This is a genomic window from Mesorhizobium sp. WSM4836, from assembly GCF_055811815.1.
The window spans coordinates 97,081-121,916 of record NZ_JBVVQF010000001.1; the positions used below are offsets into that span (position 1 = coordinate 97,081).

Consider the following 24,836-nt stretch of genomic DNA (forward strand, 5'->3'; position numbering starts at 1 on the left):
GATCTCGTCGCTACGAAATGACAACTAGGATGTGGCTTTGTGCTTCGATACCACCACGCCCGGAATATCAGGACCGAGGCAGCGTCCATGAAGAGTGACGCAATCTCGTATGCCCCACGAGGGCTATCTCGTGAGGAAGCAGCTCGTTACATCGGTGTCGGATCGACGCTTTTTGACGAGATGGTTGCCGATGGGCGCATGCCGAAGCCCAAGCGCATCAACAGCCGCGCTGTCTGGGATCGTGTAGCCCTGGATATCGCTTTCACCTCGTTACCGGACAAAGACAGCGGCCTACAAGAGCTGTTGAAACGAAGCAAACGAGACGTAGAATAAAGATAGCAACTACGCTATTTGCGTATGCGCTGCAGGCGTAGTATGATGATGGCCGGCGCGGAAGGGATAACGTGAACGAGAATGAGAAACTTGCGCAAGACGTGAAAGCATGGCGTGCCAAGGAAGGGTTCACCGCCGAAGCCGCGGCCAAGGTGCTGGGAATACCGAAGCGCACCTTTGAAGGTATAGAACAAGGCAGAGGCTTTCCATATCCAGTCCTGCTGCGCGTTGCCATGGAAAGTGAGGACTTGTTAAAGAAGCCCCTGCGCGAGGACTTGCAGCGCGGAGAGTAATGCAATGGCCAAAAATCCTGACTATCCTGGAGCTTCTTCGCGCCTGGTCAATGGCAAGGAGTACTGGCGCTTCCGAGCTAATCGCCGTGCTCGACAAATAACCTTACCCGGCCAGCCCGGCGACGAAGCGTTTGAGATCGCCTACCGGCGTGCCGTTGAAGGTCGCGCTGGCGGCGCGGAAATTATCAACATGCCGGGGCGCGCCGTGCCGCGTACTTTTGGGCATGCAGCACGGCGACTCGAAACTACCATGGAATGGCTGGACTTTGACGAGGCAACGCAGCGGAAGAACCTGCGGCTCATTGAACGCTTCCTTGAGATGCAGGTCGATCCTGACTATCCACTGACGTGGCGCGATACCCCGGTGGAACATCTCGATGCCGATCGTCTGCGTGCGATAATCGAGGGCATCTTTCTTGCCAACCGGACGGTCGCCAAGCACCTTCTCGTCGCGATCAAAAAACTGCTGTGGGTGGCAATTCAAGTCGAGAAATGGATTAAGCCGCAGGACGACCCATCGCTGTCCATTCGTGTACGCGTGCCCAGGTCCACCAAGAACCCGGCCTGGCCAATCGGGATCAGAGAAAAGTACGAAGAGCGGCATCCAATTGGTACCCCTGCTCGGACCTGCTACGCACTCGGTTTCTGGCTCGGCAATCGGCGCGCCGATATCGCTGCTCTTGAATGGTGCGATATGGTGAGCGAGGAGATCGAGTTGTTCGACGGCTCGCTGGTGTTGATCGAAGCCTTTGACTTTCGGCAGAAGAAAAACCGCAATCGCCACGGGGGTCGAGAGATGTTCATTCCGGTCGTAGACAAGCTGGCAGCCGCGCTTGAACCTCTCGACCGATCGAAAGGCGGCACCGTCTTAAAGACTGCTTATGGCAGCACTTTCTCGGAAAAGAGCCTAACCGGCATGATGCGGCATTGGACCCGGCAGGCTGGAATACCGGATGGCTATACGCTTCATGGCCTGCGCCGCACGTTTGGAACCTACCTCGCCGAGTGCAACATCCAAGCGCGTGCCATAATGGAGGCTATGGGACATTCGTCGATGACGGTGACCGACGAATACGTCCGTGAGGCGAACAAGAAGCGCATTGCCGTCGACATTGCTAGAGCGATAAACCAGCGAGAAGAAAAGCGCGATCAGGCGAAGCGGCGGGCCAATTTGCGCATCGTCGGCTCACAATGAATCGCGAGCTGTTCGAAAGCGCGCCCGTTCAGAGGATTTTTTGCCGCCAAAGCGCCGTGGGCAAAGCGTGGGCAGGGCGTGGGCAAAGGCCAATTTTCATCAATGAAATCAAAGGTTATGGTGGGCCCGGAGGGACTCGAACCCCCAACCAAGCGGTTATGAGCCGCCGGCTCTAACCATTGAGCTACAGGCCCCACGGCGCTGGATTAGTGTTTTTCCCTGAACCGCACAAGGCTTTCCGAGGGCTTTCCGAGCAGACGTTCCAAGGGGCTGGCAGAGATCGCCCAAATCAGCCCATATTGATAATCTATTGCACGTCGCCCATTGGACGCCGCCCAACACCCGGCTGTCTTGGGATCGCAGATCGAGGAGATTTCATGACCAGACGTATTTTGCCCCTGGCGATTGCCGCCGCTATCGCATTTCCGGCGATCGCGGCCGCCGCCGATTCGCCACCGCCGCCGCGTATCGTCGTCACCGGTGAAGGCGAGGCGGCGATAGCACCCGATCTGGCTCTGCTGACGCTCAGCGTCATGCGCGAAGCCAAGACAGCACGTGCAGCGCTCGATGCCAATAACGACGCCATGGCCGCGGTGATTGCTGCGATGAAATCATCCGGCATTAAGGAGCGCGACCTGCAGACCGCGGGCATCCAGATCAACCCGCGCTATAACTACAACAACAAGCCCGACGGCAGCCAGGACGCCGAGCTTGTCGCCTACCAGGTGACCAACACGCTTTCGGTGCGCATCCGCGACATCGACAAGACCGGCGACATTCTCGACAAGGCGGTTTCGCTCGGCGTCAACCAGGGCGGCGGCATCTCCTTCTCCAACGACGATCCAGCGGCAGCCGTCACCGAGGCGCGCAAGAAGGCCGTCGCCAATGCCATGGCCAAGGCCAAGACGCTGGCCGAAGCGGCCGGTGCCGGCATCGGCCGGGTCCTGGAAATCACCGACCAGAATTTCGCACCACCGCCGATGCCGATCAACGCCAAGGCATTCGATGCCGCCGGCGCGTCGGTCCCCGTGCAGGCCGGCGAAAATTCCTATACCGCGCAGGTAACGGTGACTTTCGAACTGAAATGACCAATAGCTCGCAGCACGAAACCCCAGAGGATCGATCCTCCGGGGTTCGAGCCCACCTTACGTCATGGTGGGAAGGGGGCTCCGCTACTCTACCGGCTGAAAGCTCGCCGGCCGCAAAGCTCGAAGGGGCCTAGCGATAGATGATCGGACAGCCGCGCTCATTGGCGAATACGATCACCACGCGGTCGCCGTACTGGCGGCCAGCAACCTTGACCGTGCGGCGGCTGACGTCGACGATGCGGACGCGGTGCAGGCCCATGCGTTCGGCCTTATCGAGGGCACGCTCGGGCGAACAGGACCGGCGCCAATCACGCTCACGGCGGCGTTCGCGGTAATAACCATCGTCGTCGCCGGTATAGACCCCGACGCGCGGGTCCTGGTTGTTGCCGAAGCCGAGATAGATGCTGTCCGCATGGGCCGGAATGGCGGTAAGCGTGCCAAGGCCGACAAGAGCCGAAAGAGCCGCCGTCTTGATGGTGTTGAACATTGTCTTTTCTCCTTGTTGAGGGTTTCCACCCGTTTTCACCGAAGCGATGGACGGAGAATGCACCCGCCTGCCTGAATTTTCTGCGAACCGGCCGTTCATCTCCGGTTCATTCATCAGGAACGGGATAGTCTCTTCGTTTCTGGGATCGGTGTTATATAGGGCGAATGGGCAACGTCCCGTTTGGGTCCGTTCCCGGTCCTAATTTCGCAGTGAATCCTAAGGCTCGTCAGCAAGCATATGGTCGAAATAGTCGTCCGGCTCGGCAAGATCGGTCTCGCTGGCGCTGACCCGGCCGCGCATCGAGATGCCGGCCTCGTGCACCGTCTCATCGCTTCCCGACACCAGCCTGTGCCACCAGTAGAGATCGCGGCCCTCGGCCACCAACCGGTAGGCGCAGGTCTTGGGCAGCCAGCTGATGGTGCGCACATTCTGCGGGGTCAGCCCAACGCAATCCGGAACACGCGCCAGCCGGTTGGCATAATCGGAGCAGCGGCAGCTTCCAGCGTCGAACAGCCGGCAGCCGACGCTGGTCCAGTAAATCTCTCCTGTGTCCTCGTCTTCGAGTTTGGACAGGCAGCACTTGCCGCAGCCGTCGCAGAGTGATTCCCACTCGGCCGGGGTCATCGCCTCGAGTGTCTTGGTTTTCCAGAACGGCTTTTCCATCGTCGGCATGTGGCCCTCGGACGCGTCAAGGTCAAGCGCCGCAACGCATGCATCCTCGTCCGAACCATACGCCGGGACCATACGAATGACATGAAGTCGCCTTCAAAACGCCGGTCAATCGCCCTGTGCTACCGCTAGAACCTACAAACAGGAACCAAACATGGTTGCTGAAAGTTTGGGCGGGGATGGACCGCCACAAGGAGTGTTTATGATGAAACGCCAACCACGGATTCTGGCAGGCTCGGCGCTTGGCCTGTTGATGGCGTCCGCGCCGTTAGGCGCGTTCCCGCTGCAAGGCAATGCCGCATTCAGCCCCGCCCGGAACAGCGCGGTGCTTATCCCGGCGCAGTCGAACTGCGCCGAAGGCGAGTCGGCCGAAGCCTGTGCCCAAGGCGGGCAGGCGGAGCCGGAACAGAAGCCCGGCAAGAGGCGCGAACGGCAGGAGCAAACCGAAGCACCCGCCGAACAATCGGGCGAGTCCGAGCAAAAGCCGCGCCGGAACAAGCGCGAGCAGCAACAGACCGAATCCGCGCCCGCCGAACAACTTGCGCCCTCGGGCGGAGATGAGCAGCGCAATCAACGCAGGAAAAAGCGGCAGCAACAGCAGATCGAAGCCGAACAGCCGGCCGAGCAGGCTGCACCCGCGAATGACGATCAGCAGCAGATCAAGCCGCGGAGAAAGAAGCGGGACCAGCAACAGCAGGAGGCCGCGCCTGCCGAACAGCCGTCCGAGCAGGCCGCGCCCGCGAACGACGATCAGCAGCAGCTCAAGCCGCGCAGGAAGAAGCGCGACCAGCAACAGCAGGAGGCCGCGCCTGCCGAACAGCCGTCCGAGCAGGCTGCGCCCGCGAACGACGATCAGCAGCAGCTCAAGCCGCGCAGGAAGAAGCGCGACCAGCAACAGCAGGAAGCCGCACCCGCCGAACAGCCGGCCGAACAGGCTGCCCCTGCAAACGACAACGAGCAGGGCAATCCACGCAAGAGGAAGAACAAACAGGACCAGCAGATCGAGGCGGCGCCGGCTGAACAGGCACCGCGCAAGAAGGAGCGCCCCTCAAGCGAGCCTCTCCCACAGGCCGAGCCACTTCCAACCGAAAAGCAAGCGAATCCTGCCCAAGGCGAACAGCCCGAGAACCAGGCGAAAAAGCGCGGCAAGAAGCCCGTTGCGGAAGAGCCGGTGACCGGCGAACAGCAGCCCGCAACCGGTGAGCAGCCCGCCAGGGGCGAACAGGCAGCACCCGCCGAGGCTGGGACCGCTGCTCAGGGCGAGGCCGCGGCCAACCCGAACGAGGCACCTGTTCTGGACAGCCAGAAGGATGTCTTGCGCAAGCGCAAGGGTAGCAAGGAGCGCGGCCAAAATGCCGGCAAGCAGGAGGGCAACCAGCCCGCCCAGCAGGGCGAGAACCAGGCGGAAGCCCCGAAGCCGGCTCCGGTCGAGGAGGGACCGCCACCTACCGACGACAAGGCGGCCCAGCAGGCGATCAAGCCTGAAAAGCTCGTTCCGGTAACCGAGGAAAAAGGCAAGCGTGTCGAGCGTGCGCCGGACGTCGAGGATGTTCGCCGCCGTCCGCGCCCCCAGGGGGCCAACGTCGTCAGGGAATTCGGCGACCGCGTCATCCTCCAGTTCAACAACCAGACGTTCGTCGAAAGCAGCGATGCACCGCGCATGCACCGCGGCGCCAGGAATGTCTATTATGAGGACCTGTCGGGCGATCGCACCCGGGAAATCGTCGAGCGTGACAACGGTGTCCGGATCGTCACCATCCGCAACCGCTACGGCGACGTCGTCCAGCGTTCACGCATCGCGCCCGACGGCCGCGAATATGTGTTGAGCTATGTCGACGAGCGGCACTATGACGATGATGCAGACTGGCGCGACCCGGGCGACGACCTGCCGCCGATGCGCCTTACCATCCCGCACGAGGAATACATTCTGGATTCCGAAGAGGTCGAGGATCCGGACGACTACTACACCTTCCTCGAACGGCCGCCGGTCGAGAGGGTCCAGCGCCTCTATTCGATCGACGAGGTCAAGCGCTCGGCCCGCGTGCGTGACATCGCCCGCCGCATCGACCTCGACACCCTCAACTTCGAATTCGGTTCGTCCTCGATTTCCGACACCGAGGTCCAGAAGCTTGAGGGTGTGGCCAACGCCATGGACAAGCTGCTGAAGAAAAACCCGGCCGAGAGCTTCCTGATCGAGGGTCATACCGACGCTGTCGGCACACCGGAAGCGAACCTTGCTCTGTCCGACCGCCGCGCCGAGGCGGTCGCCGAAGCCTTGACCAACGCCTTTGGCATCCCGCCGGAGAACCTGACGACGCAGGGCTACGGCGAGGAGTATCTCAAGGTCAACACGTCGGGACCCAACCGCGAGAACCGCCGCGTCGCCATCCGCCGGATTACCCCCCTGGTGGCGCCGGTCGCCAGCGCCCAATAAACCGCACTGTGGACCGCGCGATTTGATCAACGATTGAATCGCGCGGTCATCAATCTTGAAACGCGCTCTTACCAATCCCAAATTTTGGACAGGGCGTTCCCTGCCCTGTCCCGACTCCAGCGGGACACACGAGCCCCGCCGGTTCCCCTCCCCGGCGGGGTTTCGTTTCTTCCCTTCGCGCTGGCTGCTGGTCGCCTTTATCTCGGATTGGGCGCGGCAGGTGAACCCGAACCGTTCAACTTCGAGCTTCTCTTGAGTTGAAAAACCGCGGATGAAGCGAACCGTCAGGCTCGCACCGGAAGCGAAAGCAGATCTCGACGGCATATGGCATCATTCGTTGAAAGAATAGGGATCAGAGCGGTGGAAGCCTATATCCTGACCATTCATTAATACGCATTCTGCATCAGCGCATGGACGATCCCAGGCATCTTTAGAACAGTCTCTTCACCTTCGTGCCCGTCCGGTCGAACACCTCGTCCGGCACAAAGAAGTCGCCGGCTAACGGGCCTGTCTCGCCCGGCGCATAGGCTGAGAAATCGCTGACGCCCTCGGCGCGCAGCACCTCTTCGTCGATGTAGAAATTGCCGGTCGCCTCGCGCGACGATCTGACCAGAATAGCGTGTGCGGCATCGGCCATGATGTCGGGCGAACGGCTCATCGCCGCCACCGTCGCCCCGCCCAGGAGGTTGCGCACCGCCGCCGTGTCGATGGTTGAGATCGGCCATAGCGAATTGACCGCGATGCCGTCCCTGGCGAACTCGGCGCTCATGCCCAGTGTGCACATCGACATGCCGAACTTCGCAATCGTGTAGGCGACATGGTTTTTGAACCACTTGGCCTTCATATCGAGCGGCGGCGCCAGATTTAAAATGTGAGGGTTTTCCGCCAACCTCAAGTACGGAATGCACATTTTGGAAACGAGAAAAGTGCCGCGCGTGTTGATCTGGTGCATCAGATCGTAGCGCTTCATATCAGTCTCCAGCGTGCCAGTGAGTTGGATCGCACTGGCGTTGTTGATGCAGATATCGATGCCGCCGAACCTCTCCGCGGTTCTGGCGACAGCTTCGGCGACCTGTGCGTCATCCCGGATGTCGCACAGCGCCGGCAGCGCCTTACCGCCGGCCTGCTCGATTTCTTGCGCCGCCGTGTAGATCGTCCCCGGCAGCTTCGGATGCGGCTCGGCGGTCTTGGCCGCGATCGTCACATTGGCGCCGTCGCGCGCGGCGCGCAGCGCAATCGCCAGCCCGATGCCGCGCGACCCGCCAGAGATGAACAGCGTCTTTCCCTTGAGCGACATCCTCGCGCCTCCCTGCAACATGAAAGACACGATCCTTGCGCGGCTGAGAACCGCCGCGCAAGGCCCAACCCGCCGGATGCGGGTTACGCTGCGTCGGCCTTGAAGCTGAGCTAGACCAGTACCAGGCCTTGCCGCATGGCGATGGCGATCGCATCGGTGCGGTTGGCGGCACCGAGCTTCGTCAGGATCGCTGCGACATGGAATTTCGCCGTATGCACGGAGATGTTCAGCCGCCGCGCGATGACCTTGTTGGGCGCGCCTTCGGCGAGCAGTGCCAGCACCTCGCTTTCGCGCGGCGAAAGCGTCGGCCGGAGGATCTGCTCGTCGGTCAGTTCCTCCTCGAACCGGTCGCTGCCATGGAAGGTCAAATCGTGATGCCGATCGGATAGGGCATGGCTGTCACGCGAAATCCGGTAGCCCGCCGCCGCCAGCCGCGCGGCGGCGGCGATCAGCAACTCGTCCGCTTTCACCGGCAGCACGGCAAACACTGTATCGGCCGTCCGTTCACGGGCCGCTCGCGACGATAGCAGCACGCGAGGCATCGCCGCGTCGAAGAGACCGCCTTGTAACCCATGATCATCGACGATGGCGACATCCGCCGCCCCACGCCCGTCGACTTCGCCCGCCAGAACCGGCCGCAGATCATCGGTCGCAGCGAGAGCCGCGGACAGACTTCGCGCGCGCTCGACGTCACCGAGCGCGATCAGCACCGTCAGCCGTCTGCCAGCGACCTCACCGCTTACCATCTATCCCTCAGCTCAGTGGCTTTTCACCGATAGTCAGGGAGACCTCACGGTTCTCGCCGCCGCGCACCACGCCGAGTGTCACCAAGGCACCGGCGCTGTCCGGCCCGAGCTTGCGGATCAGCTCGCGCGGGCCATGCACCGTCTCTGCGTTCCACGACACGATGATGTCGCCGAGACTGAGACCGGCTGCTTTCGCCGGCCCGTTATCGTCGAGGCTCATCACCATGGCGCCCTGTGTATCACCATTGCGGACCGGATGCAGGCCGGCGCCAAGATAGCCGCGCGCGACATGGCCCTTCTCGCGCAGCGTCGCCACCGCCCGTTCGATCGTCTCGTAAGGCATGACCAGCGCCCGCCGGCGCGGCCCGAACAGCAGCATGCCGATCAGTCCACCCTTAGCGTCGAGCACAGGGCCACCCTCGAAACGGCCGCCGGCATTGACGGCAAGGTTGATGCGCCGGTCGATCGTGCCGCCGCGCATTGAACGCCAAGCCGGACCGACCTCGCCGACCGTGCCGAAGGTAGCGAGCGAGGTGCCGTCGCTATTGCCCGCCACGACCGCCAGGTTGCCCGGCCGCACCGCATCCGCCTTTACCAGTGACGGCCCGCTCGGCGCGCCGGCCGGCTTCAAAACGGCCGTTCCGGTGGACGGGTCGCGGCCGACCAGTTCGGCCTTGACGGCTTCGCCCGAAGAAAACGTCAGCTCGATCTCCTCGCCGGCCTCGACCGCCTCCTCGGCAGTGACGAAATAGCCGTCCCGCCAGTGGAAAGCAGTTGACGTGCGGTGGTGCGTCGCGAAGCTGGCCGTCGCTGGTGCCGCGGCTGCCGCGATGTCGGCAATGGCGTCGGAAAACGTGCTCAGATTGAAATCGCTCATGATTTGTCTCCTGGGTTCTTCGTGACCCAGATATCGCCCCGCAGGGCGTTGGCGGATACTCGCCTGACGGCTAGTTGGGCATTTGACTGGCCATCTGGTCAGGTCGCGGCCGGTCCGGCCGCTCCGCACATATAGGCATTGTTCATCTTGTTCCAAAAAAGCTACGGAGCCCTCAGATGGCCCTGCCCGCCCAGCAATTGCAATATGACGATGGCCTTCTCGATGCCTATTCGGCGACGGTCGCCGATGCCGTCGACCGTATCGGGCCCGCCGTCTGCCGCATCGAGCGCGTCGGTGGCCAGGGCGGCCATGGCTCAGGCTTCGTCATCGCGCCGGACGGGCTGGTCGTCACCAACTTCCACGTCGTCGGCGATGCGCGCAGCGTGCGCGTATCAATGCCGGACGGCGCCTCCAGGGAAGGCCGCGTGCTCGGCCGCGATCCCGACACCGACATTGCGCTGGTGCGCGCCGACGGCAACTTTGCCGACGTTGCGCCGCTTGGCGATTCCAAGCGTTTGAGGCGTGGCCAGATTGCAATTGCCATCGGCAATCCGCTCGGCTTCGAATGGACCGTCACCACTGGCGTCGTCTCGGCACTCGGCCGCTCGATGCGTGCCTCCACCGGCCGGCTGATCGACGACGTCATCCAGACCGACGCCGCGCTCAACCCCGGCAATTCCGGCGGACCGCTGGTGTCCTCGGCCGGCGAGGTGATCGGCGTTAACACCGCGATGATCCATGGTGCACAAGGCATCGCCTTCGCGGTTGCCTCCAACACGGCCAATTTCGTCATCTCGGAAATCATCCGCTTCGGCCGCGTGCGCCGTGCCTTCATCGGCGTTTCCGCCGACACCACCAACCTGCCGCGCCGCGCAGCCCTTTTGTCGCAAGTATCGAGCAGCACGGCGGTGCGCCTGCGCAGTGTCGAGAAGAACAGCCCGGCGGACAAGGCGGGCCTCAAGGAAGGCGACATTATTGCCGCCATCGACGGCCGCCCGGTCACCGGCGTCGACGATCTGGTGCGCATGCTCGACGCCGAGCGCATCGGCCACGAGACACTGTGCACGGTGGTGCGCCGCTCCGGCATCACTCAGGTCACGGTGATGCCGTTGGCGCGGGCGAGTTAGCGCGCCGCAGCACCCTGCGCATATAGCGCCAGGAATTCTGGACTCGGCGGGATCGGCCTGATCACGTCGATCAGCACACCGTTGGGGTCCCTGGTGATGAAATGGCGCTGGCCGAAGGGTTCGTCGCAAAGCGTTCGCAGGATCGGAAGGCCAGCGGCGGTGATCCGCTCATAAACGGCATCCGGATCCCTGACCTCGAAATTGATCAGCAGGCCGGACGTGCGGCCCCGCCCTTCCTCCGGGATCGTCTCATGATCGCCCTGGAGGATGCCGAGGTTGACGCGGCGGTCTTCGGCTGAGCGCAGATGCACGTACCAGTCAGCCGCAAACAGCGGCTTGAAGCCGAAATGCGCAGCATAAAAGGCCGCCGTGCCGGCAACGTCGCTCGTCATCAGCACCGGATAATAGCTCGTCGTCCTCATCTTTCCTTCTCCCGGCGAATAACATACAGTCTGCATGTAAATCGCATTAACATACAGGCTGCATGTATGCAACAGGGATCCACTCGTCGCTCCAACCGTGATCGCACCGAGGCGACACGCGCCGAGCTCATCGCCGCGGCGCGCAAACTGTTCACCGAAAAGTCCTTTGCCGAAACGGGCACACCCGAGATCGTCGCCGCTGCCGGCGTCACACGCGGCGCGCTCTATCATCACTTTGCCGACAAGCAGGCGCTGTTTGCCGCTGTGGTCGAACAAGAGGCGCAAGCCGTCTCGGAAGAGATCGAACGCGCGTCACCGCCTTCGCTATTTGCCCGCGATGCGCTGATAGCCGGCTCGGATGTCTATCTGGCTGCCATGCGTGCGCCCGGCCGCACGCGGCTCTTGCTGCTTGATGGCCCGGCCGTGCTCGGCCGCGCCGCCATGGATGCGATCGACAATCGCCATGGCAACCGTTCGCTGCGCGAGGGCCTTGTCGCCGCAATGCGCTCGCACTCCATGACGAGACTGCCTGTGGAAGCACTGACCGCTTTGCTCGCCGCCGCCTTCGACCGCGCAGCGCTCGCCATCGAAACTGGAGCATCGATCGAGGACTATCGCGCCGTTCTCATGGCGCTGATCGACGGCCTGTCTCCGGCTCCCCCTCAGGCACCTCACCCGGTTCGAACTCGTTGAAACAGCCTAGCTGGCGCTTGAACTGGTCGATCAGCCAAGCGGCCGCCGGTTTCGGGCTGCGGTCGGCGCGGTGCATGGCATAGAGCGGCGAGCGGACTTCGCTGTAAGGCTCGAGATCGAGTTCGACGAGCCGGCCGTTCGCCAGATCATCGGCAATCAGCCATCGCGGCAGCCCGCCCCAGCCCAGCCCCTCGCGCATCAGCACGTGCTTGGTGCGCACATCCGTCAGCCGCCAGGTGCGGTAGGCGAAGACGCCATAGTCACGCCCGCGCGTACGCTCGGACTGGTCCGAGACCACCAGTTGAATGTGTTCGCGGACATCCTCCAGCGCCACTGGTCTCGGCAGCAGCGCCAGCGGGTGATCAGGCGCTGCGGCTGGCACCAGAGAGAAGAAGCCGATGCGAAGCAGATTCACGTCCGCCTCGCCCAGAAGCCCTCCGATGCCGAGATCGGCCTGTCCGCCGACAACATGATCGAGGATAAGGCCAAGCGAGCCGATGTGCAGACGCAGTGTCACGGCCGGAAACTGCGCCTCGAATGCCTTTAGCACCCGAACCAGCACCGGCGACGGTAGCGTCACGTCGACCGACAGCGCAACTTCCGCCTCCAATCCCTGCCGATATCCGTCGACACGCGAGCGGATGCGTTGCAGCACGCCGACCATGCGTCGCGCATCTTCCAGCGTCGCCTTGCCGACATCGGTCAGTTGCGGCTCACGCGTGCCCTCACGCTCAAACAGCTTCAGCCCAAGCTGCGCTTCGAGGTTGGCAATGGCGTAGCTGATGACCGACTGCGCGCGGTTGAGCTTACGGCCGGCAGCCGAGAAGGAACCGGTGTCGGCCACCGCAACCAGGATCTGCAGTTGGTCAAGCGTCGGGTTGGGCTGCATCTTTCAATCCACAATTTAGATGGATCATATACACAATATACCAGTTTTTCAAATGAGTCTGCGCACACATATTTGCCGGGAGATTTTGATCCAACCTGGAGACCCCATTATGTCCATCCTTCTTGTCACATCCAGCCCGCGCGGCGCTGCCTCACACTCGACCCGTATTGCTACTGAATTCGCTGAAAAGCTTGTTGCCGCCGATCCGTCGGCCAATCTGGTGGTGCGTGATCTCGTCGCCAATCCGCTGCCGCACATCGATGCCGATTATGCGACTGGCATCTACACGCCGGCCGAAGCGCGCACCCAGCGCCAGGCCGAGGTTGTCGGCGTTTCCGATGTCGTGCTGGATGAACTGTTCGCCGCCGATACGGTGATTCTCGCCACCGGCTTCATCAACTTCAACATCTCCTCCACGCTGAAGTCCTGGGTCGATCACGTCGCCCGTTCCGGCAGGAGCTTTGCCTATGGCGAGAACGGCCCTAAGGGCCTCGTCACCGGCAAAAAGGTCTATGTCGTGCTGGCTTCGGGCGGCATCTATTCCGAAGGTGCGGCCGTGCAGTTCGATCACGCCATTCCCTACCTGCGCAGCGTGCTCGGCTTTCTCGGCATGACCGATGTCGAGGTCATCCGCATCGAAGGAGTCGGCATGGGCGCCGATGCGGTAGCAGCAGCGCTGGCCAAGGCCTCGGCCAAGGTCGACGCCATTGTGGCCGCGACCGGTAATGCCGAGCGCGTCGCCACCGCGGCGTAAAGCTGGCATTGGCCACCGAAGCCAAGGCAAGCGCTGACATGGCGCTTGCCTTGGCACGAATCTACCCGAAGATCTTTTCGCCTTGCTCGTCGACCAGTTGGATGCCCTTTTTGATCGAGATGTCGACAGCGTCATCAAGCCCGGCAAAGCGGTCGGCGCGGATGAACTTGTGCTCCTTCATCACGCCGTCGATCTCCTTCGAAACCACGCCGCAGGTCTGGTACTGGCCCTCCGCCTTGTAGGGCGTGGCGCTGATCAAAAATCCCTTGTGCTCGATCTGCTTTGCCGGCGCCGCTGTCTTTGGCTCGGCGGCTTCGTTGCCTCCGCCGAAAAGACGCTTCAGAAAAGACATGGGGTATCCTCCAACGGCAATCATCCTGCACCACATAGCGCGGTGCAGGATGATTTTCAGTACCGGTCCTTGGCCGAGCGGGCAAGGGCCGCAGGTTTGGCACTCAGAGGTCAGTCGCGCGACAACGCTTCCAAGGCCTCTGCCGCAGCTTCCAATATGCTGATTGCCTCGGCCTGCTTTGCTTCAGGCGCATCGACGATTTCGCCGAGCGCGGCGCGTAGCCGGTGGCGCACGGCGCGAAACTCGTCGCGCTTTTCCGAGCGGCCGCGGCCGCGCCGGCCACCGTCGCCGTCATCGTTCCAGCCGAACCAGTCGCGCGCCTTCGCCATCTTGCGGCCGAAGCGCTCGAGATGTTCGAGCACGTGGTCGATCATCTCGCGATTTTCGTTGAGGTGCGCCTGCCCAGCCTCGGTGATTGAAAACACCTTCTTGTTGCCTTCCGCCGCAGAAACGGCGTAGCCGGCCTCTTCCAGGAAGGTCAGCGTCGGGTAGACCACGCCGGGGCTCGGGCTGTAGAAGCCGCTGGTGCGCTCCTCCAGTGCCTTGATGATGTCGTAGCCGTGCCGCGGCGCCTCGGCCAGCAGCGACAGCGTGATCAGCTTGAGGTCGCCGTCAGCCAGCATGCGCCCGGCGCGGAACATGTCGCCCGGCCCGCCGCGTCCTCCGCCTCTCATGCCATGCCCGAACGGGGCGAAGCCGCCGCGTCCGCCGAACTTGCCGGCCATATGCATGAAAACGCGCTCGGCGTGTTCGCCGAAACGATGATGCCCGAAATGATTGCCTTTGTGCATTGTTTGCTCCTTGAGTTATGTCTTAAGATATATCTCAGTTAGATACCCACGGCCACCGAGTCAAGATATATCTTACGATGTATCTGAAAATAGCGCCAGCAGGATTGATTTCGCCAGCGAGGGCAGCTAGGAAGCGCGTGAGGGTCGAAGACCCTCCGTAAGCGTCTGACGTGAAGCAACGCATCCACCGCCGGTCGTTCCGGGCAGTGACGCCGAAAACCGGCGAATGGATGCCAAGGCGAAGGACCGGATGCTTCAGGGAAAATCCCAGATGATTGTGAAAACCTCGCGCAGAATGCTGCCAGCGCACTATGCCGCCATCGTCAGCCCGCTGGTGCTGTCGTTGCTGATGACGTTCATCGTGTCGTTTATCTCGACACTGAAAAGCCTTGGCTTGCAGCCCGATCTGCCGGCCACCTGGCTGACGGCCTGGGGCCTGTCCTGGCTGGTGGCATTTCCGACGCTGCTGCTTGTGCTGCCGGCGGTGCGCCGCATCGTTGGCTGGCTTTGCGAGCCTGTGGCTCGATAGCCGGCCATACGAAGGCTTGGAAACAATCTCGGGGCCTTTCGTGCCAAGTGAACTGGCACCGTCACCAGCGGCCTTTGCGCCGATTCCAGGCATAGAGCAGATCAGCAAAACGATCATAGGCATAGCGCGTCAACGGCAGCGCGGCGGGATTGCCGAACAGCGTCGCCAACCAGCCCTCGCCCGGCGTTATCAGCCACACCGCAACGGCAACATCGGCGCCGACCAGCAATTTGCCGTCGGCGTCGGTCGCATGCAGCCGGCGCCGGATATCCTCTAGCCCGATGCCGTAGCGGGCCAGCGCCGTCGGTTCGGCATTGATGTCGCGAAATTCGATCCGCCCGGCCTTGACCGCCTCGATCAGCCGCCGCTTCTGCCGGCTGATGCCGGCATCACAGACCGGACAGCGCGTATTGTACCAGACGGTCAGCAGAGGCTTGCTCATGTTTCGAAACGGCACCAGAGGGACGCGCACGGACTATCCGGCAAACGCCGTTGCGCCGCAACGCAACACGACACCCGCGAAATGGCCGGCCAGGCCTGGAGCGCAACTTACCCGAGCGAGGTGATGATCTCGCGATAGGCATCCTCCGGGAAAGCCTTGAGCGTCCGCGTCCTGACGTTGCCGCCCGTCGCCAGCATCAGCGAGAAACGAGCGAGCACCGCATCGTCGGGCGCTTCGAGCACGGCCACCATGTCGCAATCCCCCATGGTGAGATAAAATGCCTTGAAGGACCCGCCCATGTCGCCCAGCAGCTTCTTGGCGGCATCGAGCCGCTTCGGCGACTCGCGCACGTTTTTGGCGCCTTGCTCCGTCCAGTTGATCAGCACGATATAAGTTGTCATGGCACACCTCCCTCCGGGGCCACGGAGCACGGCGTCACAGCCGGGGCGGGCATCCGGGTTTGTCGCCCAAAAAATGCATCCGACACGAGATTATCCTCCCGACCGGCATGTGCCGCAAGAGCGGTACCGAGAAACGAAAAAAGGTGCCGAGGGGCACCTTGTTTGAACCGCTTGAGCCTTGCTTGAGGAAAGTGCAGTCAATGAACAATATTAATTTCCGCCGCAAAAAGCCCGTCAGCCGTGCCGCGCCCGGTCAACATCACCCGAATGCCCTGATGAAGTGTCTTACGGAAGTCGTCCGGGATACCGCATAGGGTGCCGGTCATTGTTGGCATGCCCGCCAGATCGACTCTATTTGGACAGCGAAACGACGGCCCCCCTACGTGATCGACGGAAAACTCGAGTTTTGTATCCTTCCCCATCAGTACGCAGAAGCCAGCGGCGCAACGGCCATCTCCCTCCTGCATTCTCCACGCAAACTAGCCTAACTATCCAGGAAGCTTCTGAGCTTGCGCGACCGGCTCGGGTGCTTGAGCTTGCGTAGCGCCTTGGCTTCGATCTGGCGGATGCGCTCGCGGGTAACCGAGAACTGCTGGCCGACCTCCTCAAGCGTGTGGTCGGTGTTCATGCCGATGCCGAAGCGCATTCTGAGCACGCGCTCTTCGCGCGGCGTCAGCGAGGCCAATACGCGCGTCGTCGTCTCGCGCAAATTGGCCTGGATGGCCGCGTCGATCGGCAGGATCGCCATCTTGTCCTCGATGAAGTCGCCCAGATGCGAATCCTCCTCGTCGCCGACCGGCGTTTCGAGCGAGATCGGCTCCTTGGCGATCTTCAGCACCTTGCGCACTTTTTCCAGCGGCATGGCGAGCTTTTCCGCCAGTTCTTCCGGCGTCGGCTCACGGCCGATCTCATGCAGCATCTGGCGCGAGGTGCGCACGATCTTGTTGATCGTTTCGATCATGTGCACCGGAATGCGGATGGTGCGCGCCTGGTCGGCGATCGAACGGGTGATCGCCTGCCGGATCCACCATGTCGCGTAGGTCGAGAACTTGTAGCCGCGGCGGTATTCGAATTTGTCGACCGCCTTCATCAGGCCGATATTGCCTTCCTGGATCAGGTCGAGGAACTGCAGGCCGCGATTGGTGTATTTCTTGGCGATGGAGATGACGAGGCGCAGATTGGCCTCGACCATTTCCTTCTTGGCGATTGCGGCTTCGCGCTCGCCCTTCTGCACCTGGTTGACGATCTTGCGGAATTCCTGGATCGAAATCGCCGTCTCGGTGGCGAGGTTCTGGATCTCGGCGCGCAGGTCGCGGATGGCGTCCTTCTCGTTCTTGGTGAATTCCTTCCAGCCGCGCGAGGTCAAATTGCCGATCGAGCGGGTCCAGTTCGGATCGAGCTCCGAGCCCTGATATTCCTTGAGGAATTCCTCGCGGCGCACGCCATAGCTTTCGGCCAGCCGCAACAGCTTGCCTTCGTTCTGTACCAGGCGCTTGTTGATGTCGTAGAGCTGCTCGACCAGCGCCTCGATGCGCGCCGTGTTCAAGGACAGCGACTTCACCGCCTTGATCAGCTGGTCCTTCAGCTCCTTGAGCCGGCGATCCTGACTGGGGGACAGCGTGCCGGCGGCAGCCAGCCGGTTCTCGACCTGCTGATCCTGCAGCTTGCGCAGTTTCTTGTAGGTGTCGGCAATGACGTCGAGCGTCTCCATCACCTGCGGGCGCAGTTCCGCTTCCATCGCCGCCAGCGACAGGCTCGCCTCGTCATCGTCTTCCTCGTCCTCGTCCACCAGGCCACGGGTGTCGCCGCCGACATTGGTGATGTCGTCCTCGTCCTCGCGCGAACGGCGCGGCTTATCCTCGGTCTTGGCTTCCTCGATACGCTCGACAACCGGCGCCTGCTTGGCCTCCGGCCCCGCATAGGTCGCCTCGAGGTCGATGATCTCGCGCAGCAGGATCTTCGATTCGTTGAGTTCGTCACGCCAGATGATGATGGCCTGGAAGGTCAGCGGACTTTCGCACAGGCCCGCGATCATCGTCTCGCGGCCGGCCTCGATGCGCTTGGCGATCGCGATTTCGCCCTCGCGCGACAGAAGCTCGACCGAGCCCATCTCGCGCAGATACATGCGGACCGGATCGTCGGTGCGGTCGGTCGGCTCTTTCTTGGTCGTGGTGGCGGCAACTGCGGTGCCGGTCTGCTCGGCAAGCTCGTTGGCATCTTCCTCTGCATCAGCGGCGGTATCGGCGGCTTCGGGCTCCTCGCCCTGCTCGTCGTCCTCGACCACGTTGATGCCCATGTCGGAAAGCATGGCCATCGTGTCCTCGATCTGCTCGGAGGTCACTTCTTCCGAGGGCAGCACCGAATTCAGCTCGTCCATGGTGACATAACCGCGCTTCTTGGCGGCCTTGATCATCTTCTTGACAGCATCGTCGGAAAGGTCGAGCAGAGGGCCATCGGTCGCGGCCTCGCGTTCGGTCTCGACTTCTTCCTTTTCTTTTGTCGCCATAGTCTTTATTTTCTCCAAGCGGCTGAGTATCAAAGCCGCGTAAGCTGCCGGTCCGGTCAAATTGGATGCGCTCCTTCCAGAACGCGCTTTACCGGGCCAGTAACTGCATCTCTCGTTAAGTCCAGATTAACCCTGATATCTGTGGCAAGCTGACTGCCTGTCCAGTGATCAGTACCTTACATCGCTGCATTCCCGTCGATGCCGGGGCGGGTTAACGTTTCGAATCGACCTGATTCCGCCATTCTGCGGGAAGGTCAAGCGCCTCTCGCATGATTCGCATGAAAAAAGCGAATCAATTACCCGACTTAGAGCACCGCACGCTTGATTCAACGTGCAAGCACGTCCTTACATTTCAGTCTTCTGGAGGCTTCGATCTAGACGCGCCCAGCCCTGCCCGACGATACGCCAAACCCTTCGATCAGCGCTTCCGTTGCCTGCACATCACGAAATTGCGCCTGGATTTCGACCAGATGCAGGTAGTTTTCGTCCGTGGGATCGCTGGCGAGCGCTGCTTCCGCCTGCTTCAGCTCCTTATGTAAGGTGCGCGCGCTGCGCTGCAAGTGGAGAGCTTGGCTGAACGCATCGCGAGCATCGTCGAGTGCTGCCGTTTCCAGCGCCGGCCATTGCCGCGCACGTTTAATCAGCGCCACCGCGCGCTGCCAGATCTCGCCGCAGCCGGCCCGCTCGATCGTCGCGATCACTGCGTTGCGGTCGTTGGCCATATCATGCGCCATGGCGTCGAGGATCGCCGCATGCAGCCGCTTCAGATCGGAGTTGGCGAGATCGAGGAACTCGACATGGGCGAAATTCTCGTCGATCAGCACGGGATGGTTGACGAGGGCCGCAATGATCGTCGCCTCGCGTACCGACATGCCCTCGCCGCCGCGCTTGACCAGCGCCGAGCGGCCGAGGCTTTCGGTGATCGCGGTGCGCCCACCGGCATTGCCGCCGCGCGCAAACTGTCCGCCGGGTGCCGAGGCCCTGCCCGGGAAGCGCTCCCCGGGTCGTCCATCCTGACGTCCCCGACGTCCGCGCTGGGTCCCGAAGAAGCTCTGTACCCGCTCGCGCATTTCCTGCTGGTAGTGATAGCGAAGGCTCTCGTCGCGGATACGGCTGGTCAGTTCGCGCAGCGTCTTTTCGAGCTCCGCCCGCCGTTCCGGCGTGTCGAAGATGCCGCCGGCGGTCTCGCGCATCCACAAGAGATCGGCCAGCGGCCGCGCCTCGGAAAGCACGGCGCGGAACGCATCCGGTCCGTCACCCTTGACGAGATCGTCGGGGTCCTTGCCCTCCGGCAGCAGGGCAAAGCGCACGGAGCGGCCCGCCTGGACCGCCGGCAGCGCCATGTCGGCGGCGCGCCACGCTGCCTTCAACCCGGCCTGGTCGCCGTCGAAGCACAGCACCGGCTCGCCGGCCATGCGCCACAGAAGTTCGAGCTGGTTTTCAGTCAATGCGGTGCCGAGCGGCGCCACCACGTTTTCGAAGCCGGCCTGCGCCAGCGCGATCACATCCATGTAGCCTTCGACAGCAATGACCGTGCCGCCCTTGGCCAGCGCCCCCTTTCCCAGCGCCGTCTTTCCCAGCGCTTGGCGCGCACGGGCGAAATTGTAGAGCACGTTGCCCTTGTGGAAGAGCTCCGTATCGGGCGAGTTCATGTATTTGGCCAGCGCATCCGGCGCCAGTGCCCGCCCGCCAAAGGCGATTATCTTGCCCCTGGAGTCCGGGATCGGGAACATGATGCGGTCGCGGAACCAATCGTAGGAAACCGGGACATCGTCGCCATGGCGCACCAGCCCGCACGCCTCGATGTCGGCCTTGGGGACACCCTTGCCGGCAAGATGCTCCTTCAACGCATTGCGGCTGTCGGGGGCATAGCCGAGGCGAAAAGACTGCTGCGTCGCCGGTGTCAGCCCCCGGTCGCGCAGATAAGCGCGGGCCTTTGCCCCTTCCGGTCCCTGCAGCCGTTCCTGGAAGAACACCGTCGCCATCTCCATGACGTCGGTCAGGCTGGCGCGTTCCTTTTCGCGTCGCTCCTCATCAGCGTCGCGAACCGGCATCGGTACGCCGGCCATGTCGGCGATCTTCTCGACGGCTTCGGGAAAGCTCATCCCGTCGAGTTCGGTCAAGAACTTGAAATGATCGCCCGAAACCGAGCAGCCGAAACAGTGATAACGGCCCTTCTTATCCTCGCAGTGGAAGGACGGGCTCTTCTCGCCATGGAACGGACAGCACGCCCAATAATCGCCGCGCGGCGCGTTGGTCTTTTTCCTGTCCCACGCGACGCGCTGGCCGATCACCGAAGAAATCGGTACGCGGTCGCGGATCTCGTCGAGGAAAGCAGGCGGAAAGCGCATGTGGGGGACAGCTCGTTTCGCCTCCATATAATCACACGGGCGAAGCCCGACGACTCCTAATGGCGACCATACCCGGTTTTCACAGGCCAAAAAAGAAGGCGGCCCGCGGACCGCCTTCTCGATCTAAACCCGCGCAGCGCCGGTCAGCCGTTCCGGACTCACCGCGCGGCGATGGCACCGAAGATCAGGCCGGAGAGAACGCTGACCAGCAGATAGTCGTTGCCGACCCGGATCCACTCCTGGCCGGGACCGGGACGGCGCAGGCCATAGTGGCGATAGTCACGGATCGGCCGATGAAGCTTCCAACTCGAATATCGCTGGCCGTTGCGCCAATGGCTGCGCTTCACCACGATCTTCTTCTTCACTATGACGCGCTTGCTCACGTCGACATGCTTGTTCACGTCGACATGCCTGCCGGGCTTTTGCCAGTCGACGTGGCTGTAGTTCGACTGCGGCGCGTTTGGTGTGTTCAGTGGTGCAGTCTGGCCTTGCAAGGCGGTTGCAGCCAGCATCGAAAGGGCCACGGCGGAAACAACGATACGTTTCATGGCGGGTACTCCTTGGTTGTCGATGCCTGCGGAGTAGAGCTGGAGGGATGAACCGAAACTGAACACCGAGATTACGTTTTCGTAATGATTTCTAGCATTTATAACGACTAATTCAGCACTGCCTTTAAAGCGCCAGTCCGAGAATGGACACATGACCCTCCGCAACTCCGCAGACTATGCAACCATTTTGTTAGCCATCCATTTCCGACACGCCCCGTCGCGTGCCAACAGGCGTCCGAACTGGGCAAAATTTATTATTCGGCTAAAATAAATCGGAGTAATATCGACCTCTGCAATGTCCACGATTCGCGCCCACTTTTGCCCCTTTGACTTCACCGCACGCGCGTCGCTGGCACCTGTCGCGTTGCGGGGCCTGGCATGAGTGGCTCCGTCGTTTTGCTGCACCTTGCCGGTGCGGTGGCACTGATGCTGTTTGCCACCCGTCTGGTGAAGACCGGCGTCGAGCGCGCCTATGGCGACGTGCTGCGCCACAAACTGCGCGCCACCATGCGCAATCCCTTGATGGCGGTTCTGGCCGGCTGCGGCCTGGCGGTCGCGCTGCAAAGTTCGACCGCCGTCACCTTGCTGGTCGGCTCATTCGCCGGCTCCGGCATCGTCAGCGGCATGTCGGGCCAGCTTGCGGTGCGCGGCGCCGAGATCGGCTCGGCGCTGGTGGTCAAGCTGCTTACCTTCGATCTGTCGCTGCTAGTGCCGGTCTGCCTGGTCGCCGGCACCGTCATGTTCATGGCCACCGAGCGGCGCGACTGGCGCCAGTTCGGCCGCATCCTGGTCGGCATCGGCCTCCTGCTTCTGTCGCTGGAGATGATCGGCCAGGCGTCGGAGCCGCTGCGCCAGAGCACGCTGATGCCGCTCATCGTCGATTACTTCTCCGGCGATCCGGTCACCGCCTACCTTCTGGCGGCGTTGGTCACCTGGCTGTTCCATTCCTCGATCGCCGCGGTGCTGCTGATGGTGACGCTGGCCGGCCGCGGCTTCATCCCGCCCGAACTCGGTATCGTGCTGGTGCTGGGCGTCAATCTCGGCTCTTCGATCATTGCGCCGCTTCTAACCCGCAACGCAGAACCCGGCGTTCGCATCGTTCCGATCGGCAATCTCCTGATGCGCGGTATGGGTTCGCTGATCATGCTGATCCTGTTCCTGACGTTCAAGCCGCAGGTCGCCTTCTTGGGCAGCACGGTGCCCGAGCAGATCGTCAATGCCCACATTGTCTTCAACATCCTGATCCTGATCGCCGGCCTGCCGCTGGCGAGCCTGGTCTATCGCGCCTCGGAAAGGATCGTGGCGTTAGGCACCAAGCCCCAGGCCGCCAATGCGCTCGACGTCGTCGAGCTTTCCGCGCTCAACGAAAGTGCGCTCGACGTGCCGAGCCAGGCATTGGCCAACGCCACCCGCGAGGTGGTGCGGGTCTGCGAGACAGTCGAGATCATGCTGAAACGGATCATCGAACTCTATGAGAGCGCCGATGCCGACAAAATCGGCGCGCTGGCGGCGCTCGACGACCGTGTCGACAGGAAGCATGCGGCGATCAAGCTCTATCTGGCCAAGGTCACCAAGAACCCGCTGAGCGAGGACGAGGCACTGCGTTGCCAGGAGCTGATTGGCGCCTGCGTCAAGCTGGAGCAGGTCGGCGACATCATCGTGCGCAACATGCTGGTCCACGTGAAGAAGAAATTCGAGCGAGGGCTGGAGTTCACGCCGGAAGGCTGGCGCGAGCTTTGCGCCTTCCATGCCCTGGTGCTGGCCAATGCCAGGCTTGCCTTCAACGTGCTGGTGTCCCGCGATCCGGAGACCGCTCGCCAGTTGGTGCTGGAAAAGGACCGGCTGCGCGACCGCGAGAAGGAAACCAGCCAGAGCCATTTCGTGCGGCTGCGCGACGGCACCGCCAAGAGTGTCGAGACCAGCTCCATCCATCTCGACACCATTCGTGACCTCAAGCAGATCAACTCGCTGCTCGCCTCTATGGCCTATCCCGTGCTTGAGGAGCGCGGCCTGCTCACCGGTTCGCGGCTGAAGGCCGGATAACTTGAGGCGTATGCCATTTTTCCGAGTGTGCGTATGAAACTGGTTCGAGCCAATGCGCAAAATTACCTTTGCGCCGCTTCCCGTCTTTCGGCTAAAGGGTCGTCCAATATCTACCGGAGGAAAGTCGATGTCGTGACCGGAAGCATCAAGCTCGCCGCGGCCATCGGCCTGACCAAGGTCGTCACCGCGTCGCTGCTCTACTACCTTCACGAGCGGGCGTGGCTGAAAATACCTTATGGAAGGAAGGCGGCTGCGTAGTTCTTGTCGGTACGCGGGGAACCTGACCGACGATCAAGAAAAGCTAAAGCGGCGCCGACAATTTCTGGATTGCCCGCTGGCCTCATCCGTGGTTTGAGGCCACCTTATCCGAGGATCGCCTTCCCGCCATGCTGCCCCTCATTGCCCTGTTCATTGCCGCCTTCGCCTTCGGCACCACCGAATTCGTCATCGCCGGCGTGCTGCCGCAGGTGGCGGGTGGCCTTGACGTTGCGATCCCGACCGCCGGTTATCTCGTTTCCGGCTATGCCGGCGGCATTGCAGTCGGCGGCCCGCTGCTGGCCCTCGCCACCAAAAAGTTCTCCCGCAAGGCCCTACTGCTTGGACTGACTGCAGCCTTCACCATCGGCCAGGCCGCCTGCGCGCTGGCGCCCGACTTCGCCTCGATGCTGCTGTTGCGGATAGCGGTGGCCGTGGCGCATGGCGCCTATTTCGGCGTTGCCATGGTGGTGGCCGTCGGCCTGGTGCGCGAAGACCAGCGCGGCATGGCGGTGGCGCTGATCCTGTCCGGCCTCACCGTATCGAACGTAATCGGCGTTCCGGCCGGCACGGCAATCGGCAACATCTGGGGATGGCGTGCGACATTCTGGGTGATGTGCGCGCTCGGCGTAGTGTCCTTCGCGGCAATCGGCGCCCTGCTGCCGCGCAAGACGGGATCGTCGAGCCCGTCAGTGAGCCTTGGAAGCGAGGTCCGCGTACTCGCACGCCAGCAGGTCTGGACCTCGCTCATCATCATGCTGATGCTGATGATCGGCCAGTTCGGCCTGTTCACCTACATCACGCCGACGCTGCTCGAGGTTACCGGCCTCGACGAGCGATGGATACCTTGGGTGCTCTTGCTCAACGGGGTCGGGGCAACGATCGGCGTCTTTGTCGGCGGGCGGCTCGCCGACTGGAAGCTGATGCCGTCGCTTATCGCCATGCTTTTCCTGCAGGCGGTAATGCTCTCCTTGATCTACGCCGTCAGCCATTACCCGCTGCCGATGGTGATAGCGATCTTCGTCTGGGGCGGCCTCAACTTTGCCATCGGCACGCCGATCCAGACCCGTATCCTGACCTGGACCGCGGACGCCTCCAATCTTGCCTCGTCGCTTATTCCCTCGGGCTTCAATGTCGGCATCGCGCTCGCAGCATCGCTCGGCGCGGCCATGCTCAATGCCGGCTATGGCTATCGCAGCCTGCCGGTGGTTGGCGCGATCGCCATGCTGGTCGCCGTCGCGGTCGCGCTTGCCTCGCATGTCCGGGAATGGCGCAGCCGGGCTGCGCCGCCGCTGCCGGCTGCCGCCGAATAGG

Annotated in this window: 28 protein-coding genes and 1 tRNA gene; 12 read left to right on the top strand and 17 right to left on the bottom strand. The window is 62.4% G+C overall.

The genetic code is table 11. The annotated features are described in order from the left end of the window. Window positions 1-87 precede the first annotated feature (87 nt). From AC0L2P_RS00500 to AC0L2P_RS00510, 3 genes are all read left to right on the top strand, one after another. Window positions 88-333, top strand: a complete 246-nt coding sequence (locus AC0L2P_RS00500; protein WP_077383584.1) for a helix-turn-helix transcriptional regulator — start codon at window positions 88-90, stop codon at window positions 331-333. 71 nt (window positions 334-404) lie between these two features. Then, window positions 405-626: a helix-turn-helix domain-containing protein gene (locus tag AC0L2P_RS00505; RefSeq protein ID WP_473499163.1), complete on the top strand. Its 222-nt coding sequence runs from the start codon at window positions 405-407 to the stop codon at window positions 624-626. A gap of 4 nt (window positions 627-630) precedes the next feature. Beyond that, window positions 631-1,821 (top strand): site-specific integrase, encoded by a 1,191-nt coding sequence (locus AC0L2P_RS00510; protein ID WP_473499165.1) that lies wholly within the window; start codon window positions 631-633, stop codon window positions 1,819-1,821. A 118-nt stretch (window positions 1,822-1,939) separates the two neighbouring features. Here the strand turns inward: AC0L2P_RS00510 and AC0L2P_RS00515 are convergent. Next, window positions 1,940-2,015, bottom strand: a tRNA-Ile gene (locus AC0L2P_RS00515). A 183-nt stretch (window positions 2,016-2,198) separates the two neighbouring features. On the opposite strand from AC0L2P_RS00515, the gene AC0L2P_RS00520 reads away from it, so the two are divergent. Then, the gene (locus tag AC0L2P_RS00520) at window positions 2,199-2,909 is read left to right on the top strand and encodes an SIMPL domain-containing protein (protein WP_473499167.1); all 711 of its coding nucleotides are present in this window, start codon (window positions 2,199-2,201) and stop codon (window positions 2,907-2,909) included. Between the two features lie 130 nt (window positions 2,910-3,039). Here the strand turns inward: AC0L2P_RS00520 and AC0L2P_RS00525 are convergent, their stop codons facing one another. From AC0L2P_RS00525 to AC0L2P_RS00535, 3 genes are all read right to left on the bottom strand, one after another. Continuing rightward, window positions 3,040-3,396 carry a hypothetical protein gene (locus tag AC0L2P_RS00525; protein WP_473499169.1) on the bottom strand — a complete coding sequence of 119 codons (357 nt, stop codon included), beginning with the start codon at window positions 3,394-3,396 and terminating at the stop codon, window positions 3,040-3,042. Window positions 3,397-3,612: 216 nt separating this feature from the next. After that, complete coding sequence (locus AC0L2P_RS00530; protein ID WP_023678278.1) at window positions 3,613-4,059, bottom strand: YcgN family cysteine cluster protein; 447 nt, start codon at window positions 4,057-4,059, stop codon at window positions 3,613-3,615. Window positions 4,060-4,333: 274 nt separating this feature from the next. Further along, on the bottom strand, window positions 4,334-4,960 hold the full coding sequence (locus tag AC0L2P_RS00535) for a hypothetical protein (protein WP_473499171.1): 627 nt from the start codon (window positions 4,958-4,960) through the stop codon (window positions 4,334-4,336). A gap of 276 nt (window positions 4,961-5,236) precedes the next feature. Here AC0L2P_RS00535 and AC0L2P_RS00540 point away from each other — a divergent pair, with 276 nt between their 5' ends. Next, on the top strand, window positions 5,237-6,499 hold the full coding sequence (locus tag AC0L2P_RS00540) for an OmpA family protein (protein WP_473499173.1): 1,263 nt from the start codon (window positions 5,237-5,239) through the stop codon (window positions 6,497-6,499). Between the two features lie 430 nt (window positions 6,500-6,929). Here the strand turns inward: AC0L2P_RS00540 and AC0L2P_RS00545 are convergent, their stop codons facing one another. The 3 genes from AC0L2P_RS00545 to AC0L2P_RS00555 form a co-directional block, all read right to left on the bottom strand. Further along, window positions 6,930-7,796, bottom strand: a complete 867-nt coding sequence (locus AC0L2P_RS00545; RefSeq protein WP_473499175.1) for an SDR family oxidoreductase — start codon at window positions 7,794-7,796, stop codon at window positions 6,930-6,932. A gap of 110 nt (window positions 7,797-7,906) precedes the next feature. Beyond that, a complete protein-coding gene (locus tag AC0L2P_RS00550; RefSeq protein ID WP_473499176.1) occupies window positions 7,907-8,542 on the bottom strand; it encodes a helix-turn-helix transcriptional regulator in 636 nt (211 codons plus the stop codon). Window positions 8,543-8,549: 7 nt separating this feature from the next. Beyond that, on the bottom strand, window positions 8,550-9,419 hold the full coding sequence (locus AC0L2P_RS00555) for a S1C family serine protease (RefSeq protein ID WP_473499178.1): 870 nt from the start codon (window positions 9,417-9,419) through the stop codon (window positions 8,550-8,552). A gap of 176 nt (window positions 9,420-9,595) precedes the next feature. On the opposite strand from AC0L2P_RS00555, the gene AC0L2P_RS00560 reads away from it, so the two are divergent. Continuing rightward, entirely contained in the window at window positions 9,596-10,546 is a 951-nt protein-coding gene (locus AC0L2P_RS00560) for a S1C family serine protease (protein WP_473499180.1), read from the top strand. On the opposite strand, the gene AC0L2P_RS00565 is transcribed toward AC0L2P_RS00560, so the two are convergent. Then, the gene (locus AC0L2P_RS00565; RefSeq protein WP_473499182.1) at window positions 10,543-10,968 is read right to left on the bottom strand and encodes a VOC family protein; all 426 of its coding nucleotides are present in this window, start codon (window positions 10,966-10,968) and stop codon (window positions 10,543-10,545) included. The genes AC0L2P_RS00560 and AC0L2P_RS00565 overlap by 4 nt on opposite strands. Before the next feature lie 66 nt (window positions 10,969-11,034). Between AC0L2P_RS00565 and AC0L2P_RS00570 the strand changes: the two genes are divergently transcribed. Then, a complete protein-coding gene (locus AC0L2P_RS00570; protein ID WP_376703575.1) occupies window positions 11,035-11,661 on the top strand; it encodes a TetR/AcrR family transcriptional regulator in 627 nt (208 codons plus the stop codon). On the opposite strand, the gene AC0L2P_RS00575 is transcribed toward AC0L2P_RS00570, so the two are convergent. Continuing rightward, entirely contained in the window at window positions 11,594-12,550 is a 957-nt protein-coding gene (locus AC0L2P_RS00575) for a LysR family transcriptional regulator (protein WP_352720857.1), read from the bottom strand. The two genes, AC0L2P_RS00570 and AC0L2P_RS00575, sit on opposite strands and share 68 nt — an antisense overlap. 109 nt (window positions 12,551-12,659) lie before the next feature. On the opposite strand from AC0L2P_RS00575, the gene AC0L2P_RS00580 reads away from it, so the two are divergent. Next, window positions 12,660-13,304 (top strand): FMN-dependent NADH-azoreductase, encoded by a 645-nt coding sequence (locus AC0L2P_RS00580; protein WP_473499184.1) that lies wholly within the window; start codon window positions 12,660-12,662, stop codon window positions 13,302-13,304. Between the two features lie 61 nt (window positions 13,305-13,365). Here AC0L2P_RS00580 and AC0L2P_RS00585 read toward each other — a convergent pair whose 3' ends face one another. Both AC0L2P_RS00585 and AC0L2P_RS00590 read right to left on the bottom strand, forming a co-directional pair. Continuing rightward, a complete protein-coding gene (locus AC0L2P_RS00585; RefSeq protein WP_023678291.1) occupies window positions 13,366-13,656 on the bottom strand; it encodes an HlyU family transcriptional regulator in 291 nt (96 codons plus the stop codon). A 110-nt stretch (window positions 13,657-13,766) separates the two neighbouring features. Continuing rightward, window positions 13,767-14,447 carry a PadR family transcriptional regulator gene (locus tag AC0L2P_RS00590; RefSeq protein WP_473499186.1) on the bottom strand — a complete coding sequence of 227 codons (681 nt, stop codon included), beginning with the start codon at window positions 14,445-14,447 and terminating at the stop codon, window positions 13,767-13,769. 271 nt (window positions 14,448-14,718) lie between these two features. On the opposite strand from AC0L2P_RS00590, the gene AC0L2P_RS00595 reads away from it, so the two are divergent. After that, window positions 14,719-14,976, top strand: coding sequence for a DUF2798 domain-containing protein (locus AC0L2P_RS00595; RefSeq protein WP_473499187.1), 258 nt, complete (start codon window positions 14,719-14,721; stop codon window positions 14,974-14,976). Window positions 14,977-15,037: 61 nt separating this feature from the next. On the opposite strand, the gene AC0L2P_RS00600 is transcribed toward AC0L2P_RS00595, so the two are convergent. From AC0L2P_RS00600 to AC0L2P_RS00625, 6 genes are all read right to left on the bottom strand, one after another. After that, a complete protein-coding gene (locus AC0L2P_RS00600) occupies window positions 15,038-15,418 on the bottom strand; it encodes a thiol-disulfide oxidoreductase DCC family protein (protein WP_376703571.1) in 381 nt (126 codons plus the stop codon). Window positions 15,419-15,525: 107 nt separating this feature from the next. Beyond that, window positions 15,526-15,819, bottom strand: coding sequence for a GYD domain-containing protein (locus tag AC0L2P_RS00605; RefSeq protein ID WP_292658752.1), 294 nt, complete (start codon window positions 15,817-15,819; stop codon window positions 15,526-15,528). Window positions 15,820-16,016: 197 nt separating this feature from the next. After that, a complete protein-coding gene (locus AC0L2P_RS00610; protein ID WP_473499189.1) occupies window positions 16,017-16,286 on the bottom strand; it encodes a hypothetical protein in 270 nt (89 codons plus the stop codon). 17 nt (window positions 16,287-16,303) lie between these two features. Further along, window positions 16,304-18,325: an RNA polymerase sigma factor RpoD gene (rpoD, locus tag AC0L2P_RS00615; protein ID WP_473499191.1), complete on the bottom strand. Its 2,022-nt coding sequence runs from the start codon at window positions 18,323-18,325 to the stop codon at window positions 16,304-16,306. 374 nt (window positions 18,326-18,699) lie between these two features. Continuing rightward, window positions 18,700-20,676 carry a DNA primase gene (gene dnaG / locus AC0L2P_RS00620; RefSeq protein ID WP_473499193.1) on the bottom strand — a complete coding sequence of 659 codons (1,977 nt, stop codon included), beginning with the start codon at window positions 20,674-20,676 and terminating at the stop codon, window positions 18,700-18,702. Window positions 20,677-20,834: 158 nt separating this feature from the next. Continuing rightward, window positions 20,835-21,224, bottom strand: coding sequence for an RcnB family protein (locus tag AC0L2P_RS00625; RefSeq protein ID WP_473499195.1), 390 nt, complete (start codon window positions 21,222-21,224; stop codon window positions 20,835-20,837). A gap of 378 nt (window positions 21,225-21,602) precedes the next feature. Here AC0L2P_RS00625 and AC0L2P_RS00630 point away from each other — a divergent pair, with 378 nt between their 5' ends. The 3 genes from AC0L2P_RS00630 (at window position 21,603) to AC0L2P_RS00640 (ending at window position 24,835) form a co-directional block, all read left to right on the top strand. After that, complete coding sequence (locus AC0L2P_RS00630) at window positions 21,603-23,267, top strand: Na/Pi cotransporter family protein (protein WP_473499197.1); 1,665 nt, start codon at window positions 21,603-21,605, stop codon at window positions 23,265-23,267. Between the two features lie 132 nt (window positions 23,268-23,399). Continuing rightward, window positions 23,400-23,525, top strand: a complete 126-nt coding sequence (locus tag AC0L2P_RS00635; RefSeq protein WP_473499199.1) for a DUF2061 domain-containing protein — start codon at window positions 23,400-23,402, stop codon at window positions 23,523-23,525. Between the two features lie 128 nt (window positions 23,526-23,653). Beyond that, on the top strand, window positions 23,654-24,835 hold the full coding sequence (locus tag AC0L2P_RS00640) for an MFS transporter (RefSeq protein ID WP_473499201.1): 1,182 nt from the start codon (window positions 23,654-23,656) through the stop codon (window positions 24,833-24,835). Window position 24,836 lies beyond the last annotated feature (1 nt).

Bases quoted from the DNA above. Each gene is read 5' to 3' on its own strand.
- AC0L2P_RS00520 (WP_473499167.1), top strand. From the start codon at position 2,199: ATGACCAGACGTATTTTGCCCCTGGCGATTGCCGCCGCTATCGCATTT.
- rpoD (WP_473499191.1), bottom strand. From the start codon at position 18,325: ATGGCGACAAAAGAAAAGGAAGAAGTCGAGACCGAACGCGAGGCCGCG.
- AC0L2P_RS00600 (WP_376703571.1), bottom strand. From the start codon at position 15,418: ATGAGCAAGCCTCTGCTGACCGTCTGGTACAATACGCGCTGTCCGGTC.
- AC0L2P_RS00595 (WP_473499187.1), top strand. From the start codon at position 14,719: ATGATTGTGAAAACCTCGCGCAGAATGCTGCCAGCGCACTATGCCGCC.
- AC0L2P_RS00605 (WP_292658752.1), bottom strand. From the start codon at position 15,819: ATGACAACTTATATCGTGCTGATCAACTGGACGGAGCAAGGCGCCAAA.
- AC0L2P_RS00545 (WP_473499175.1), bottom strand. From the start codon at position 7,796: ATGTCGCTCAAGGGAAAGACGCTGTTCATCTCTGGCGGGTCGCGCGGC.
- AC0L2P_RS00625 (WP_473499195.1), bottom strand. From the start codon at position 21,224: ATGAAACGTATCGTTGTTTCCGCCGTGGCCCTTTCGATGCTGGCTGCA.
- AC0L2P_RS00565 (WP_473499182.1), bottom strand. From the start codon at position 10,968: ATGAGGACGACGAGCTATTATCCGGTGCTGATGACGAGCGACGTTGCC.
- AC0L2P_RS00525 (WP_473499169.1), bottom strand. From the start codon at position 3,396: ATGTTCAACACCATCAAGACGGCGGCTCTTTCGGCTCTTGTCGGCCTT.
- AC0L2P_RS00580 (WP_473499184.1), top strand. From the start codon at position 12,660: ATGTCCATCCTTCTTGTCACATCCAGCCCGCGCGGCGCTGCCTCACAC.
- AC0L2P_RS00500 (WP_077383584.1), top strand. From the start codon at position 88: ATGAAGAGTGACGCAATCTCGTATGCCCCACGAGGGCTATCTCGTGAG.
- AC0L2P_RS00630 (WP_473499197.1), top strand. From the start codon at position 21,603: ATGAGTGGCTCCGTCGTTTTGCTGCACCTTGCCGGTGCGGTGGCACTG.
- dnaG (WP_473499193.1), bottom strand. From the start codon at position 20,676: ATGCGCTTTCCGCCTGCTTTCCTCGACGAGATCCGCGACCGCGTACCG.
- AC0L2P_RS00550 (WP_473499176.1), bottom strand. From the start codon at position 8,542: ATGGTAAGCGGTGAGGTCGCTGGCAGACGGCTGACGGTGCTGATCGCG.
- AC0L2P_RS00640 (WP_473499201.1), top strand. From the start codon at position 23,654: ATGCTGCCCCTCATTGCCCTGTTCATTGCCGCCTTCGCCTTCGGCACC.
- AC0L2P_RS00510 (WP_473499165.1), top strand. From the start codon at position 631: ATGGCCAAAAATCCTGACTATCCTGGAGCTTCTTCGCGCCTGGTCAAT.
- AC0L2P_RS00610 (WP_473499189.1), bottom strand. From the start codon at position 16,286: ATGCAGGAGGGAGATGGCCGTTGCGCCGCTGGCTTCTGCGTACTGATG.
- AC0L2P_RS00570 (WP_376703575.1), top strand. From the start codon at position 11,035: ATGCAACAGGGATCCACTCGTCGCTCCAACCGTGATCGCACCGAGGCG.
- AC0L2P_RS00575 (WP_352720857.1), bottom strand. From the start codon at position 12,550: ATGCAGCCCAACCCGACGCTTGACCAACTGCAGATCCTGGTTGCGGTG.
- AC0L2P_RS00555 (WP_473499178.1), bottom strand. From the start codon at position 9,419: ATGAGCGATTTCAATCTGAGCACGTTTTCCGACGCCATTGCCGACATC.
- AC0L2P_RS00585 (WP_023678291.1), bottom strand. From the start codon at position 13,656: ATGTCTTTTCTGAAGCGTCTTTTCGGCGGAGGCAACGAAGCCGCCGAG.
- AC0L2P_RS00560 (WP_473499180.1), top strand. From the start codon at position 9,596: ATGGCCCTGCCCGCCCAGCAATTGCAATATGACGATGGCCTTCTCGAT.
- AC0L2P_RS00590 (WP_473499186.1), bottom strand. From the start codon at position 14,447: ATGCACAAAGGCAATCATTTCGGGCATCATCGTTTCGGCGAACACGCC.
- AC0L2P_RS00530 (WP_023678278.1), bottom strand. From the start codon at position 4,059: ATGGAAAAGCCGTTCTGGAAAACCAAGACACTCGAGGCGATGACCCCG.